The following is a 14,542-nucleotide window of genomic DNA, read 5'->3' as shown; positions in this document are numbered from 1 at the left end:
ATCACTGACAGCACAGGCAACCGCTGATCAACGGTTGATCGGGGTCGCTTTCAAGAAAGGTGACCCTGACTTCCACGCCCGTTCGCAGTGGCGTCAATTCGCACTGCCAATTGGCAGCGCCTCCTAGCCAACAGCTGCTTTTGTCGTCAAACCGACCTTCCCGATCCCAGGGAAACTTGACCTTGAGCCTCGCGCAGCGCCCATCAGTGCGCAGCGCTTCATCTTCCATGGCGATAACCAGCGCAGTCTGGCTGGGCACCTGCGGTTTCTCGTGAGCCAAAGGCGGACGATAGAGCGCATCCCCCGGCACAAGCATGAAGCGATTGCAGTAACCCGGATGCCGGTCATCGTCAGCCGGGTCGCCACTGGCGTACTCATTCAATACCTGTGGCTGTCTGCCTTCATGGATGACCCGAGTCAGAAGCCATGGCTCATTGCGCTCTTGGCCCGGCGGGCCGGGAATTTCCAGAACATGGCCACTGGCTAACCCGGTTTGCTGACCTTGGCTTTCAAGCGGACGGTAGGCCGCGCGGCGGTGCTCACCGGCCTGCGGGGTGAGCTGCCTGGCGGGCTTGATCAGTCGCTCGTTGGCCCGCCTGTCGCCCTCGGGGACGACAGCCGTGGCTTGCTCGATCCTGGGAAAAACCGCCTGATGATCGCCAAACACCAGCACATGACCCTGAGCACTGTGCTGGAAGTGAAAGTGAATCCCCTCCTCCTCACACAAGCGCTGGATGAAGTGCAAATCCGTTTCACCAAACTGGGTACAGCAATCACGCTCGGGGTAGGTCGAGTCCAACTCAAAGCGGTAGGCATCGCCCAGAATCCCGTGTTCTTCGAGAATCAGGGCAACGATGGCCGGCACCGAAAACTGCTGATAGATCCTCTGGTTGGTGCGGTGGCGCAAGTAGGACAGGTGCGGAACCAGGGCCAGGTTGTAGCACTGGGTGTCCGCACATTGGGCGATGTGATAGATGCGCCCGTGAATGCCATTGCCGTGGCCATCGAAAGCCAGGAAGGCCTCCCTGTCGACGAGGCTTTGCAGTTCCAGGTCGGGTCGCTCACTCACACACTCCACCTTGAAAAAGTAAGGCTTGCTGATCGCCTCTTCCCCGGTGAATGCGAGCACTTGAACGTCATGCGCAAAACCGTCGATGGTCAAACAGAAGTGCGTTTGATTGGCTGGGCTGAACATCCACTGTGCTCCTCTTGGATCAGGTATTGAATGGACACAGGCGCATACCGCCATGCGGGAAAGTTAATTTCCCGCATGACGAATACATTTCAACGAATGTTTTAAATAATGAGCCCGCACTCGCTATAAAACGTGCATGGCGCAGGAGAGGAAGAGTCAAACCCGATCAGATACTGCTCTTCACCTTGGTCCAGACCCGCGTCCGGATGCGCTCCAACTTCAATGGCAGCGGTTCAAGCGGAACCAGTGTTGCGACGGTTGCCTTGTCTGGATATATCCATGGGTTATCGCGCAACTTCTGCTGGACAAACTCGGTGGCATCCTTATTGGCATTAGGATACAGCGTGTGATTTGACGTTTTGGCAATCACTTCCGGACGCATCATGTAATTGATAAACGCCAGGCCTTCTTTTGGGTGAGGCGCGTCTTTGAGCAGCACCAGGTTTTCCGACCAGACCAACGCACCTTCGCGAGGCAGGCTGTAGCTGATCGTGCGTCCGGTGTTGGCACTTTCGTTGGCGGCCTGCGCCGCCAGGGCGCCATTAGCCCAGCCCACCACGACACAAATGTTGCCGCCCGCCAAGTCAGTGTCAATTCTGGAGGAATCGAAATAAACGATATAAGGCCGGATCTTCAACAGCAGTTCCTGAGCCTTCTGGTAATCATCCGGGTTCTTGCTATTGCTGGGGAGCCCAAGGTAATTCAAGGCAATCGAAATGATCTCGCTGGGCGAATCAAGCATGGCCACACCGCAAGACTTGAGCTTGCTGATGTTCTCTTCCTTGAAGATCAAGTCCCAACTATCGACTGGCGCATGATCACCCAATGCCGCTTTGACTTTATCCACGTCATAGCCAATGCCGGTGGTGCCCCACAAATAAGGCACAGCGTAGCGATTGCCTGGGTCGTTGACCGCAAGTTGGGCCAGGATGGCCGGGTCGACGTGGGACAGGTTACTCAGTTGGGCAGGGTCCAGCGGCTGCAGCACCCCCGCCTCGATCAGGCTGGGCAACACATTGGAGGTCGCCACCACCACGTCATAGCCGGTGCGTCCGGCCATGACCTTGCTCTGCATGATCTCGGCGCTGTCGAAGGCATCCATGTGAATTCGGGTGCCCGTGGCCTGTTCGAACTCTTTTGGCGTTTCCGGAGCCAGCAGCCCGAACCAGTTGTACAGGTACATCCCTGGCTCTACTGCACCTGCGGATGTACTGATTCCGGCGCAGAGCAACGCGACCGAAAAAACGGTTCGCAAAGGTGATTTTCTCATGCAACATCCCTGTCTAGACGACGTGCCCTCATGGCTGTCGTAAACCTTGAAGGCGAATATACCGAGCCTTGGGCAATAGTAAATACCTACGATTACTTACCTTTTACCTACGACTCCCTAACCCTAAAGGGGTAGAAAATGCCACTCGACCTGCATAGCCTGGCTTGGCACCGCTCGATTGGAAAACTGATCATGCAGCTGAACCGTCCAGACTTCTGGAGTTCGCTTATTCGCACACTCAATGAATATGTGCAGATCGATAACTGGGTCGTGCTGATCTTCAGCAATCAACAAGTACAAGTGGTCAGCCTTCCCGAAGTAGCCGATGTGGAAGAGGTGGATGCGTTTATTCACCTGTATGTAAAGGGGCTATATCTGCTGGACCCCTTTTATATCGCCAATCGAGAAAACCCGCAGAGCGGATTCTTTCACCTGCTGGATATTGCGCCGGAGTACTTTCGGGAAACCGAGTACTACCACAAGTACTTTGCGCAATACATTTCTGTCGATGAAGTGCAATACAACATCCAGCTCGATGCCGACAGAACCCTGTGCATCTCCATTGGCAGCGGCGTGCACTTCAATCAAGAACAGATCACGATGCTGGATCTGATCAAGCCGTGGGTCACTGCGTTGATGCATCAGCGCATGTGCTTTGAAACGGATGTCGAGAAAAACCTCAGCGCCCCGCCGCAATGGCCCGAAACCATTAGCCAGCTAGGCACACAAATAACCACCCGCGAGAGCGATGTACTCAGGCTGTTGCTCAGTGGCTTTTCCAACAAGGAGATCGCTGGCAAACTTTCCCTCTCGGCAGAGACGATAAAGGTTCACCGTCGCAACATTTACGCCAAGCTGAACATCAAGTCGCAATCCGAACTCTTCGCTCGATTCTTCATGCCAAAACAGGATGTTCTCTCTTGACGCTATCGATCTCGATGACGATCCCTGCCGGGAAACCGTAAGCAAACCACTGCATAGCCTGGATGCCTCACGAACCCCGCATCCCATCAGCAACACCCTCCAAGCCCCTCTCAACACGGATGTCGAACACCCCATGTTTAAAGCCATTCTCTTCGGCCTGCTCTCCTGCGCCCTGGTGCTGCCTGTTTTCGGGCTGGTCATTGCACAGTTTCTCCCGCCTGCGTTCGTTGCCCTTGGCGAACCGGGTTGGAAACAACAGCACAATCAACTGGTCAGCCTGCATAGCGTTCAATGGCTGACGGTGCTGAGCTGGGCCCTCATGGCAGGGCTGGGGGGATTTGTCAGCACCCGGACCCACGCGACCCGCTCCTTGCGTCCCGCCATCTGGGTCGGGGTCATCATTTTGTTGGTGTGGGGCGTTCCCGTGGGGATCTTCTCCTTAAGCCAAATAAGCTGGGTGCATATCAGCTGCTGCCTGGCCATCATGCCGGCGGTGCTGGCAGGTGGTGCGCTGGCGCGCAGAAAAGCTGAATCATTGACCTGAACATCAACCCTAAGCAGGGAGCACTTCGATGGATATGCAATTTCGCGGTAACGCAATGCCTGGCAACCCCGCTGCCGGCACCTGCGATGAGTACAGCCTGAGCGCCATTTCCAGCCTGGATGAGCTGATCGACGCCTACCGCCAGATCGCCGGCAACCACCCAGGCTTCAGGCCCCTCTTCTCGCTGGATGATCTGCCCCAGGCTCGCTACACCTGCGGGCATGCCCGTAACAACCTGGGACTGGACGAGGCCTCGGAACAGGACATTGCCCAGTTACCTGCCGAATGCTTCGAACAGGGCGAATACCTGGGCTATTCCACCACCAAAGCCGAGTTCGCAATCTGCTTGCGCAACTTCACCGAGCTGGTGGCCGGCAGCTCGTTCGAAGATGCTTGCGCCCACGGCCTGACCCTTGACCAGCCCGCCCTGCAGGAATGGATGGACTATCAGGACAATCCGGTTTCACTGCTCGACCAACCTCTCTCGGCGCTCCTGGTTCCGGTCGAGCATGCCTGCCAGGCACTGGCTGCGTTTCCCAACGGCTATTTCAGTTGCGACCTGGGCCCCGCGCAAAACTATGCGCTAGCGCGCCATTTTGCCCAGGCCCACGGTTATGAATTGATGGGGGTTGGCGCGTCTTACCTCGGTTTCCTGCGTGCAGCGCCTGCCGACCTGCACGTCGCCAACGCCGTGGCGAAGGATTTTTGTGCGCTCTACAACACCCCTGATGAGAACCGGCAAGCGGTGATTTCAGCGGTCGTCCAGGCGATCCGCGAGCGGACACACCTTTGGCTGCGCTACGTGGAATGACGCTTGGAGAAAGGGCATTGCCAGAGCAGACGATGGATGGTGGCTGAGGCCGGTTATGAATCGAATAGAAAAGCCGATCGGTTAAATCTGCTTCAACTTTTCGGCAAACAGAGCGACTTGGGTCGGGGTGAGTAACAACGACCCATTGATCTGCCAATCACAGTCGTCATCTGAAGTTGAGCCTAAGTAGATGCGTAAAAAAACCAACCCTGGAAACAATGGATCTCTGCTGGCAGAAAAGGCCAGATCCTGGCCTTCAGAAAGCCAATCTTGAGCAGTGCCCTCTTCAAGTTGCGCTAGCGACCTGAAGAACTCGTCCATCGGTTGCTGCACATCTCCGGCTGAGGTCTTTTCCGAGGCTATTTCTGCGTGCAGCGCAGTGCCGGTGAGCCGAACCAGAACACAGCGTGGCCGGCCGCTTGGACACGACAGGATGGTCAGCGTCAGTCCATTCTTTTGACTTACTTCTGCTGGCATAGATTCTCCGTTGTTGCCGATCAGAAACACGAGATTGCTTAAGCAAGCGCTTAAAACTCAGAGGCTGGTTCTAGTCGGTTTTTGCCAGTATTGAAGGACTGCAGCCGCTTCTCCATCGGCTGATAAATCAGCCCGGCAAACTCGCCCTCCTCCCCAGCCAAGGCGAAACCGTAACCTTCGTAAGCTGCCACTGAGGACAGAGACGCTCTGACGGTTACCACATCGGCTCTGGCCTGCTCCAGAGCTGCGTTCACCAAGCGTTTGCCAACGCCGCGACGCTGCCACAGCGGCGCAACGAACAGCATCGCCACATGGCGTCCTTCCTTGAGCTCGATCAGTCCGACCAGGGTTCCCTCTGTGACACAAACCAGCATCAGGTTGTCACTCGCCATTCGTTCGGCAAACGCCTCCTTTGCCGCTACCTTGGCGAAGGTTTCCACGCCCTGCGCTGACAGCGAAGGCGCAACCGCCAGCATGAACGCTTCCAGGCAAAGGGCAGCGGCGCTCGGCAGGTCTTCGTGAGTCATCTTGCGTATCTGCACAGTCGTCGTCCTTGGCTTGAGTGGAGTGTTTCTATACCAGAACATCCAACCTTGCGATACGCAGCAACGCCGCGGCAAACAGACACCTCGTTCAGCGATGTCGCTGCTTGCTTCGGCAGGGTTGGTATAACCACACCGCCACATGCGTTCCCTTTTCAAGCTCAGAAAAAAGTGCTCCATCGCGAAGTGGTCCCGGCGGGACTGTTGCGACTCAAACCTTGCTGCGGGCCATTTCTCGACAGTAACAATCAGCTCCCTTCTTCACTGGATGACTTGCGCCAAGCGCAGCGCCAGCGTCGATGCCTGTTCGGCACTGGCAACGTTGGTGAAGCCCATCCCCAGACCCTGCCTGGACTGGGCTTCCAGGTACCACTGTGACAGCGGCTCAACCGCGATGCCCACCGCCCGGGCGCGCTGGGCGAGCTCGACATCATTCCCTTGCCCAAGACCGGCGACCAAGTGCATGCCGCCTGCTTGAGGGTTTATCTGTAAACCCTCGGCAAACTGTTGATGCAACGCATCGATCAGCCATTGACGGCGTCGCGCGTAGAGGCCGCGCATTTTATTTAGATGCCGTGCGAAGTGACCCTCGTTGAGGAAGGCGGTGACGGTCGCTTGAAGTAGATGCGGGCAGTGATTGTGCAGACGATCCGCCTGGCGGGCGAACGCTGGGGTCTGTTCGGCGGGCACCACCAGGTAGGCCAGGCGCAGCCCTGGAAACAGGACTTTGCTGAAGGTGCCGGTGTAGAGCACGCGGCCCTGCTGGTCGAGGCTCTTGAGGGCGGGCAAGGGTTTGCCTTGGTAGCGGAACTCACTGTCGTAATCGTCCTCGATGATCCAGCTCCCCTGGCGGGGGGGGCCCGCCCCCCCCGCCCCCCCCCCCCGCCCGGGCGCCCCCCCCCCCCCCCCCCCCCGCGGGCCCCCCCCCCCCCCCCCCCCCCCCCCCCCGGCAGGGACAGCGACACCCCCAGCGGGCTCTGGTGGGTCGGGGTGACCACGGCAAAGCCGGCCTCTGGGGCGCGGGCGATGCCTTGGGCGACGTCCAGGCCCTGATCGTCCACGGGCACCGGCACCAACTGTGCGCCGGCTTCCAGCAGCGCGTTCCTGGCCATGAAGTAGCCGGGTTCCTCCAGCCAGCAGGTGGCGCCTGGACGCATCAGGGTGTGGCTGATCAGGTCGAGACAGGCGCGGTAGCCGGCGCAGACGAAAATCTGCTCCGGGTGGCAGGTGATGCCGCGGGAAATCCCCAGGTAGGAGGCAATGGCCGCCCGCAACGGGGCGTAGCCGCGGGCGTCCGGGTAGACCAGGCCTTCGACGCCCGCCTGGCGCAGTTGCCGGCCCGCCAGGCGGGTCCAGAGTTTGCGCGGAAAGGCGTCCAGCGCTGGCAGGCCCATTTGCAGTGCCAAGGGCGATATGCCGGCATGGGTGGCTTGGTGGGTCGTTGCTGCCACCGGGGCGCGCTGCACGGGCGCACAAATCGGCGCCAGTTGCGGGGTGACAATGGTCCCGGCGGCCCCGCGAGCAATCAGGTAGCCCTCGCCTATCAGCAGTTGATAGGCCGCTTCCACGGTGCCTCGCGCCAGGTTCAGCTCCGCCGCCAAGGCGCGAACGGCAGGCACGCGGTCTCCCGGACGCAGGCGGCCATCGGCAATCGACTCGCGAAACCGCTGGTAAAGCTGGCGATAGATCGGCGCAGTCTGGCTGCGGTCCAATTCGAAAGGAAGGATCATGGCCTAGTCATTTATGCATTTTTTGGCCCTGTAGCTTAAGCCATTGACCTTCTACAGTGGGTCATCTCTTTGCAGCGGATGACGACCATGCCCTACCCCCTTCAACACCTCGACAGCGAAGCGGCCCTGGCGGCCAGTTTCGACTTGATGCGTGTCTTGCGCCCGCACCTCACCAGCCCGGCGGCCTATGTCGCCCAAGTGGCCCGGCAAACCGAGCAGGGCTATCGCTTGCTCGCCGCGTGGGACGCTGAGCGCATCGTCGGCCTGGCGGGTTACCGCGAGCTGGAAAACCTGCTCTACGGGCGCTTCATCTACGTCGATGACCTGGTCGTGAGCCCGGAGCTTCAGCGCAGCGGCTTGGGAGCGCGGCTGTTGAGCGCGGTGCGGGATGAGGCCGTGCAGCGTCAATGCGAGCACTTGGTCCTGGATACCGGCCTGCATATGCCCCTGGCCCAGCGCTTCTATTTCCGCCAGGGGCTGCTGGCCCGGGGCATGCATTTCACTCAGCGACTTCAGGGTGGGGAGCCGGCATGAACAACCTGCTGCTGATCAACGCCAGTCCCCGTGGCCAGGTTTCCCATGGCAATCAGCTGGCACTGGAACTGGTGAGCGCCCTGCGCCAACGCTATCCACACCTGGAACGGGTCGAGCGCGATCTGGGGGCCAATCCGTTGCCGCCGCTGGGCATGGACTACGCCCACGCCCTGACCACCGCCACGCCCTTCGACGCGCCACTGTTCGAGGTATCCGAAGAGCTGATTCGTGAGCTGGAACGCTGCGATGCCCTGCTGATTGCCACGCCCATGCACAACTTCACCCTGCCGGCCGCGCTCAAGCTGTGGATCGACTATGTGCTACGCATTCACCGGACCTTCAGCTCCGGCCCGGAGGGCAAGGTCGGGCTATTGAAGGACCGCCCGGTGCATGTCCTGGTCAGTTCCGGCGGTTTTCACCAGGGCGAACGGGCACGCCAACCGGACTTTCTGACGCCTTACCTGCGCCAGGTGTTGAACACCCTCGGCCTGTTCGACCTGCAGTTCACCTATCTGCAGGGCTTGGTATTCGGTGACGAGGCCGTGCGTGAAACCCTCGACGAGGCCCGCAGCGCACTGTCCTTGCAGCCCCTGTTCAACCCCCTCGTTTGTGCCTGATCACTTTTTTCCCTATCGGAGTTTCACCATGAGCCAACTCAGACTGCCCTTTGCCACCCTGTCGCCGGCCGCCTATCAAGGCCTGCTCGCCACCAACACCGCCCTGGTCGCCAGCCCCCTGGGCTTGCCCCTGGTGGAACTGGTGTTTTTGCGCGTGTCGCAGATCAACGGCTGCTCGTTCTGCCTGGGCAAGCACTCGCAGACCCTGCGTGAATGTGGAGTCGCCCAGGAAAAGCTGGATTGCCTCGCCGGCTGGCGCGTCAGCGAACTGTTCAACGACCGCGAGCGCGCCGCCCTGGCCTGGACCGAGACCCTCACCTACGTTCACGACAAGGGCGCACCCGACGCGCTGTACGATCCCCTGAAAGCGCACTTCAGTGACGTCGAAATTTCCGATCTGACGTTGGCCGTGTCCTTGATGAATGCCTTTAACCGACTGGCGGTGGGCATGAAGCTCTAAGAGCAAGCAGAGCACAGCAGCCTCAATGGTTCAGCCGTTAACCGTTCGCGCGGGTGAGTCCACCGCCGGGGCTGCTGCGGGTGCTGGTGCGCCACACCACTATCGGCTTGAATCGTCGCCCTTCACGCCGGCTGGTCTTTATCAACCGGCAACGAAGCAAACATCTCAGCGCGGCACACCTCAAGAATCTCATCCGCCAGCGCGGAATCATCCGGGCAGGCACGGGACAAAATAATCGCACCGACCGCACGCGACAGCAGGTCGATCATTTTCTGCCTGCCCTCACCCGGTGCGGCATCCGGCCGGGTCGGGTATTTGTCCCCCAGGGTTTTCAGGGTGTGCTCGATCCCTTCGGCAAACCTCGCTTTCACATCATCCGATTGACGCGCCGCGTCGCCACCCAATGCGGCCATGGTGCAACCGCCGCCACGTTCGTCGCGGTGTTCTCGGGTCACATAGACGTCGATGAAGCCAGGCACATCGAGCGCTTGCAGGCCAGCCAGCGACTTGGCAAGGCTGCAGGCCGAGGCCTCGGCCATGAGATCGGCCTTCGAACCGAAATGCTTGTAGAAACCTCCATGGGTGAAACCGGCCGCCGCCATGAGGTCCGACACCCCCACACCGTCGAAGCCGCGCTCACGGAACAACTCAGAAGCCGTTTCAACGATGTGCTCTCGATTGGCCTGCGCCTGGGCCTTGCTCACTCTCACCTGCAATACCTCCTATGCATCGGAAAATCATGGGGCCGATCATACATAGATGTCGACCATAATCAAAACCGTTGACAGTTTAGATTTCGATCATCATCCTAATTGCACGCACCACCGACCTCCACCCACGGGCACGCAAGAGACACCAGATGACCGATCAGAACCTGTTCACCCCTTACACCCTCGGCGCCCTCGCGCTGTCGAACCGCATCGTCCTCGCGCCACTGACCCGCAACCGCGCCGGCGCAGGCTCTGTTCCCAGCGAATTCGCCGCCACCTATTACAGCCAACGCGCTAGCGCCGGCTTGCTGATCAGCGAAGCCACGCAGATTTCCCAACAGGGCCAGGGCTATCAGGACACCCCCGGGATCTACACCCAGGCGCAGATTGAGGGCTGGCGCACCGTGACCGACGCCGTGCACGCCAAGGGCGCAAAGATCTTTGCGCAACTGTGGCATGTCGGCCGCGTGTCCCACGTTGACCTGCAAGAAAACGGCGCCGCCCCCGTGGCCCCTTCCGCGTTGCGCGCGGCCACCCAGGTGTTCGTCAACAACCGCTTTGAAGACGCCAGCGCGCCGCGCGCACTGGACATCAGCGAACTGCCGGGGATAGTCACCGACTTCCGCCAGGCCGCGGCAAACGCCATTGCCGCCGGGTTTGACGGCGTGGAAATTCACGGCGCGAACGGCTACTTGCTGGATCAGTTCCTCAAGGACAGCGCCAACGTGCGCACCGATGCTTACGGCGGCTCGATTGAAAACCGTGCGCGCCTGTTGCTCGAAGTCACCGCAGCCGTGATCAATGAAATCGGCGCAGATCGCACCGGGGTGCGCTTGTCGCCGGTGTCGCCGGCCAACGGTGTCTCCAGCAGCAATCCGCAGGCGCAATTCGATTACCTCGTCGATCAACTCGACGCCCTCGGCGTGGTTTACCTGCACATGGTCGAAGGCGCGACCGGTGGCCCGCGTGACGTGGCGCCATTGGATTTCGCCGCCCTGCGCCAGCGCTTCAAAAACACCTACATCGCCAACAACGGCTATGACCTGGAGCTGGCGACCTCGCGGCTCGCCGAAGACCAGGCCGATCTGATCGCCTTCGGTCGCCCGTTCATTGCTAACCCGGATCTGGTGGAGCGCCTGCAAAGCGGTGCGCCGCTGTCCGCCTTCAATCCCGCCACGCTCTATGGCGGCGGCGCGACGGGCTATATCGACTACCCGACCTTGGCCGAGTCGGGCACCCGCGCCAACTGAGCCCTACCCGCTCACACCAGTTGTCTGTCCCTTTCCTGAAAGAGAGATCCCCCCATGAACACTCGCCCTACCGTTCTCATCACCGGCGCCTCCAGCGGCATTGGCGCCACCTACGCCGAGCGCTTTGCACAACGCGGCCACGATCTGGTGCTGGTCGCCCGCGATCAGGCGCGCCTGGACGCACTGGCCGCCAAGCTACGAGACGAACACCAGGTCGCCATTGATGTCATGGTCGCGGACCTGACCCAGCCCGGCGATCTGACGGCGGTGGAAGCCCGTCTGCGCGACGACGCCCGGATCGGCATCCTGGTCAACAACGCCGGCGCCGCGCTGTCCGGCCGCTTCACCGAGCAAAACGCTGATCACATGGCGCAACTGGTGGCCCTCAACACCACGGCGCTGGTACGCCTGTCCAGGGCCATCGCCCCGCGTCTGGCCGAAGCAGGCGCCGGCGCGATCATCAACATCGGTTCGGTGGTGAGCCTGGCACCGGAGTTCGGCATGTCGGTCTATGGCGCCACCAAGGCCTTCGTGTTGTTCCTGTCCCAGGGCCTGAGCCTGGAGCTGTCGCCCCTGGGCGTGTACGTGCAAGCCGTGCTACCGGCGGCCACCCGCACGGAAATCTGGGACCGCTCCGGCATCGACATCAACACCCTGGACGAAATCATGGAAGTGGGCGATCTGGTGGACGCCGCACTGGTCGGCTTTGATCGGCGCGAAGCGGTGACCATCCCGCCGCTGCAACAGGCTGAGCGCTGGGATGACCTGCAGAACGCGCGTCAAGCCCTGCTCGGGCAGGTCCGCCAGTCCGAGGTTGCCCAGCGTTACCAGTCCCAACAGTGATCTTCAGGTAGCGAGCTTTCGCGGCGGATTCGCGGCAGGTACTGCGACGAATCCGGTCCGCTGTTCGGAGTAGCAATGAACCCAACACAGACAACTCTCCCCCCGGCTTTGCAGACGTCGTTCATCAACGCGGCGAACCAGTCGATCACGGTCAGGGGCATTCCCTTCGCCTATCGCGATACCGGTCCCGCGGGCGGCGTGCCCCTGGTGCTGTTCAACCATTGGGGCGCGGTGCTGGACAACTTCGACCCGGCCATCATCGATGGGCTGGCACAGACCCGACGAGTCATCACCACCGACTATCGCGGCATCGGCGGCTCGGGTGGCGTCGCCCCCCGGACGATCGGCGAAATGGCGCAAGACGCCATTGAGTTGATCCAGGCCCTGGGGTTCAAGAGCGTCGATGTACTGGGCTTTTCACTCGGCGGCTTCGTTGCTCAGGACATCGCCCTCAAGGCCCCCGAATTGGTGCGCCGCTTGATTCTCACCGGCACCGGACCGGCCGGCGGCAGCGGTATCGACAAGGTCGGCTCGGTGACCTGGCCCTTGATGCTCAAAGGCTTGCTGACCTTGCGCGATCCCAAGGTCTACCTGTTCTTCACGTCGACGGACAATGGTCGCCGAGCCGCCTCGGCGTATCTGCAACGGCTCAAAACACGCCGAAAAAATCGCGACAAGGGCCCGACGCCGAGGGCTTTCCTGCGGCAGTTGCAGGCCATCACGGCATGGGGCAAACAGACGCCGCACGATCTGCAACACCTGAAAACGCCGACGCTGGTGGTCAACGGCGACAACGACCTCATGGTGCCCAGCGTCAACTCGCGCGCCCTGGCTGAGCGCATCCCCCATGCGCAGCTTGTGCTGTATGAGGACGCCGGCCACGGCAGCATTTTCCAGCACCGCACGGACTTCGTGACCCGGGCATTGACGTTCCTTGATGACTGACAGCACCTGGCCGCAACCGCAACAGAACACCCCCTACTGACGCCAATCCAACAGAGCCGCACCCCCATGAAGGCATTTTCAATTGATCGCTACGGCAAGAACAGCGGACGCCTGAGCGAAGTCCCCACGCCCGAGGTGGGGCCCCACGATGTATTGATCGAGGTTCATGCCAGCAGCGTCAACCTGCTGGATTCGAAAATCCGCCAGGGCGAATTCAAGCTGATCCTGCCTTATAAATTGCCGCTGATATTGGGCAATGACCTGGCAGGGGTCGTGGTCGAAGTCGGCCCGCAAGTGCGGCGTTTCAAACCCGGCGATGCCGTTTATGCTCGCCCGCCGCAAACGCGGATCGGCACCTTTGCCCAATGGATCGCCGTGCATCAGGACGCGGTCGCTCTCAAGCCGGCCAACATCGACATGGCGCAAGCCGCGTCCATTCCCCTGGTGGCCCTGACTGCCTGGCAAGTGCTGGTGGAAACCGCGCAACTGAAAAAAGGCCAGAAAGTGCTGATCCATGCAGGCTCAGGCGGCGTCGGCACCCTGGCCATCCAACTTGCCAAGCACCTTGGCGCCTTTGTCGCGACCACCACCAGCACGGGGAATGTCCAATGGGTCAAAGCGCTGGGGGCCGATCAGGTGATCGACTACACGCAGCAGCACTTCGAAGACGTCCTGCACGGCTACGACGTGGTGCTCAACAGCCTCGGCGACGACGTGCTGAAGAAATCACTCCAGGTGCTCAAGCCCGGTGGCCAGCTGATTTCCATCTCCGGGCCACCCACGGTGCAGTTCGCCCAGGAGCAAGGGCTGGCCTGGCCGTTGCAGCAGGTCATGCGCCTCTTGAGCTTCGGTATCCGGCGCAAGGCGCGCCAGCGGGACGTCCGCTACGCCTTTGTGTTCATGCGAGCCGATGGCGCCCAACTGCAACAGATCACCGCGCTGATCGAGGCCGGCATCATCAAGCCCGTGGTTGACCGCAGCTTCAGTTTCGAATCGACGGCAGAGGCCTTGCAGTACGTCGAGCAGGGACGAGCCAAGGGCAAGGTGGTGATCAAGATCAAATGACCACAGCGCCTACCGATGACCCGACTGAATCGACGACAGCCCCTGAACCCGACGAGGCAACGCCAGCGCAGGCGCCGGACAAACCTGCACCGCAAGTGCCGGCGGATGCTGTTGCGCCGCCACAGATCCTTTGGCGCCGTTTGATGCTGGAGCCGTAGGTCCGTCGGCTTTTCTGGCGACAACCCAGGCCGGCTAAACCTCGGCCGACGCCCCCTCATCGGCTTCGTGCAGAATCCGTTCAAGCGCCGGCCGCGTCCACTTTTCCCAAGGCAACTCATCCTGCCCATCCCCCGGGTGACGATACTCTCCGGCATCAAACGCGAGGTAGATGGAAAAGGCCGGCTCGGGCATGTCAGCGTGCAAGGACAGATCAACCATGTCACTGAACAAGGTATTCATGACCGCATCGCCGTAATGAAAGTCGCGCCGCCCCTCGATAAAGAGCCGGGCCACCGCCATGGCGACTTGATTGAAAAGAGCACACCGGTCTATCTGCATCCCGTCATACAGACGATTCAGGTCATGGCAGGCGTCGCTTTCGATCGCTTCCAGCACCTTGTAAAGCTCGGCTTCACTCAACATCCTCTGCATCCACTGGCCCACCGTTTGTCCGGGAGGCGCAGAT

16 protein-coding genes and 1 pseudogene are annotated in these 14,542 nt (G+C 60.6%); 10 read left to right on the top strand and 7 right to left on the bottom strand.

The features are described 5' to 3' along the window. Window position 1 precedes the first annotated feature (1 nt). Entirely contained in the window at window positions 2-1,195 is a 1,194-nt protein-coding gene (locus KHO49_RS30695) for a contractile injection system protein, VgrG/Pvc8 family (RefSeq protein WP_213666468.1), read from the bottom strand. 166 nt (window positions 1,196-1,361) lie between these two features. Then, entirely contained in the window at window positions 1,362-2,465 is a 1,104-nt protein-coding gene (locus tag KHO49_RS30690) for a polyamine ABC transporter substrate-binding protein (protein WP_102879142.1), read from the bottom strand. Window positions 2,466-2,603: 138 nt separating this feature from the next. Here KHO49_RS30690 and KHO49_RS30685 point away from each other — a divergent pair, with 138 nt between their 5' ends. From KHO49_RS30685 to KHO49_RS30675, 3 genes are read left to right on the top strand one after another with little or no spacing between them, the layout of a single operon-like run. Then, window positions 2,604-3,389, top strand: coding sequence for a response regulator transcription factor (locus KHO49_RS30685; RefSeq protein WP_102863385.1), 786 nt, complete (start codon window positions 2,604-2,606; stop codon window positions 3,387-3,389). Beyond that, entirely contained in the window at window positions 3,376-3,933 is a 558-nt protein-coding gene (locus KHO49_RS30680; protein ID WP_213666467.1) for a hypothetical protein, read from the top strand. Before KHO49_RS30685 ends, KHO49_RS30680 begins: the two co-directional genes overlap by 14 nt. Window positions 3,934-3,961: 28 nt before the next feature. Further along, entirely contained in the window at window positions 3,962-4,744 is a 783-nt protein-coding gene (locus KHO49_RS30675; RefSeq protein WP_249735894.1) for a DUF4253 domain-containing protein, read from the top strand. A gap of 81 nt (window positions 4,745-4,825) precedes the next feature. On the opposite strand, the gene KHO49_RS30670 is transcribed toward KHO49_RS30675, so the two are convergent. The 3 genes and pseudogenes from KHO49_RS30670 to KHO49_RS30660 all read right to left on the bottom strand — a co-directional run bounded on the left by KHO49_RS30670 (window position 4,826) and on the right by KHO49_RS30660 (window position 7,493). After that, window positions 4,826-5,221, bottom strand: coding sequence for a hypothetical protein (locus KHO49_RS30670; protein WP_110596875.1), 396 nt, complete (start codon window positions 5,219-5,221; stop codon window positions 4,826-4,828). Window positions 5,222-5,271: 50 nt separating this feature from the next. Beyond that, the gene (locus KHO49_RS30665) at window positions 5,272-5,763 is read right to left on the bottom strand and encodes a GNAT family N-acetyltransferase (protein WP_213666466.1); all 492 of its coding nucleotides are present in this window, start codon (window positions 5,761-5,763) and stop codon (window positions 5,272-5,274) included. Window positions 5,764-6,024: 261 nt separating this feature from the next. Next, window positions 6,025-7,493: pseudogene (locus tag KHO49_RS30660) on the bottom strand (aminotransferase-like domain-containing protein). Between the two features lie 87 nt (window positions 7,494-7,580). Here KHO49_RS30660 and KHO49_RS30655 point away from each other — a divergent pair. Genes KHO49_RS30655 through KHO49_RS30645 form a run of 3 tightly spaced genes read left to right on the top strand, consistent with a single transcriptional unit; the run spans window position 7,581 to window position 9,104 of the window. After that, complete coding sequence (locus KHO49_RS30655; protein WP_170003931.1) at window positions 7,581-8,027, top strand: GNAT family N-acetyltransferase; 447 nt, start codon at window positions 7,581-7,583, stop codon at window positions 8,025-8,027. Then, a complete protein-coding gene (locus tag KHO49_RS30650) occupies window positions 8,024-8,644 on the top strand; it encodes an FMN-dependent NADH-azoreductase (RefSeq protein WP_213666465.1) in 621 nt (206 codons plus the stop codon). The genes KHO49_RS30655 and KHO49_RS30650 overlap by 4 nt, the downstream gene beginning before the upstream one ends. 28 nt (window positions 8,645-8,672) lie before the next feature. Continuing rightward, window positions 8,673-9,104 (top strand): carboxymuconolactone decarboxylase family protein, encoded by a 432-nt coding sequence (locus tag KHO49_RS30645; RefSeq protein ID WP_170003927.1) that lies wholly within the window; start codon window positions 8,673-8,675, stop codon window positions 9,102-9,104. 122 nt (window positions 9,105-9,226) lie between these two features. Here the strand turns inward: KHO49_RS30645 and KHO49_RS30640 are convergent, their stop codons facing one another. Continuing rightward, on the bottom strand, window positions 9,227-9,814 hold the full coding sequence (locus KHO49_RS30640; protein ID WP_180988380.1) for a TetR/AcrR family transcriptional regulator: 588 nt from the start codon (window positions 9,812-9,814) through the stop codon (window positions 9,227-9,229). A 149-nt stretch (window positions 9,815-9,963) separates the two neighbouring features. Here KHO49_RS30640 and KHO49_RS30635 point away from each other — a divergent pair, with 149 nt between their 5' ends. The 4 genes from KHO49_RS30635 (at window position 9,964) to KHO49_RS30620 (ending at window position 13,917) form a co-directional block, all read left to right on the top strand. Further along, window positions 9,964-11,064, top strand: a complete 1,101-nt coding sequence (locus tag KHO49_RS30635; protein ID WP_213666464.1) for an alkene reductase — start codon at window positions 9,964-9,966, stop codon at window positions 11,062-11,064. Between the two features lie 54 nt (window positions 11,065-11,118). Beyond that, on the top strand, window positions 11,119-11,907 hold the full coding sequence (locus tag KHO49_RS30630; RefSeq protein WP_110653327.1) for an SDR family NAD(P)-dependent oxidoreductase: 789 nt from the start codon (window positions 11,119-11,121) through the stop codon (window positions 11,905-11,907). A gap of 75 nt (window positions 11,908-11,982) precedes the next feature. Continuing rightward, window positions 11,983-12,852, top strand: a complete 870-nt coding sequence (locus KHO49_RS30625) for an alpha/beta fold hydrolase (protein WP_213666463.1) — start codon at window positions 11,983-11,985, stop codon at window positions 12,850-12,852. 66 nt (window positions 12,853-12,918) lie between these two features. Further along, window positions 12,919-13,917 carry an NADP-dependent oxidoreductase gene (locus KHO49_RS30620; RefSeq protein ID WP_123390541.1) on the top strand — a complete coding sequence of 333 codons (999 nt, stop codon included), beginning with the start codon at window positions 12,919-12,921 and terminating at the stop codon, window positions 13,915-13,917. 192 nt (window positions 13,918-14,109) lie between these two features. Here the strand turns inward: KHO49_RS30620 and KHO49_RS30615 are convergent, their stop codons facing one another. Further along, window positions 14,110-14,499, bottom strand: coding sequence for a hypothetical protein (locus KHO49_RS30615; RefSeq protein WP_249735892.1), 390 nt, complete (start codon window positions 14,497-14,499; stop codon window positions 14,110-14,112). Window positions 14,500-14,542 lie beyond the last annotated feature (43 nt).

The organism is Pseudomonas sp. RC4D1, from assembly GCF_018390395.1.
Classification (GTDB): Bacteria; Pseudomonadota; Gammaproteobacteria; order Pseudomonadales; family Pseudomonadaceae; genus Aquipseudomonas; species Aquipseudomonas danubii.
Note: the sequence above shows the minus strand (reverse complement) of the source record. Positions and strands in the feature narration are given on the sequence as shown.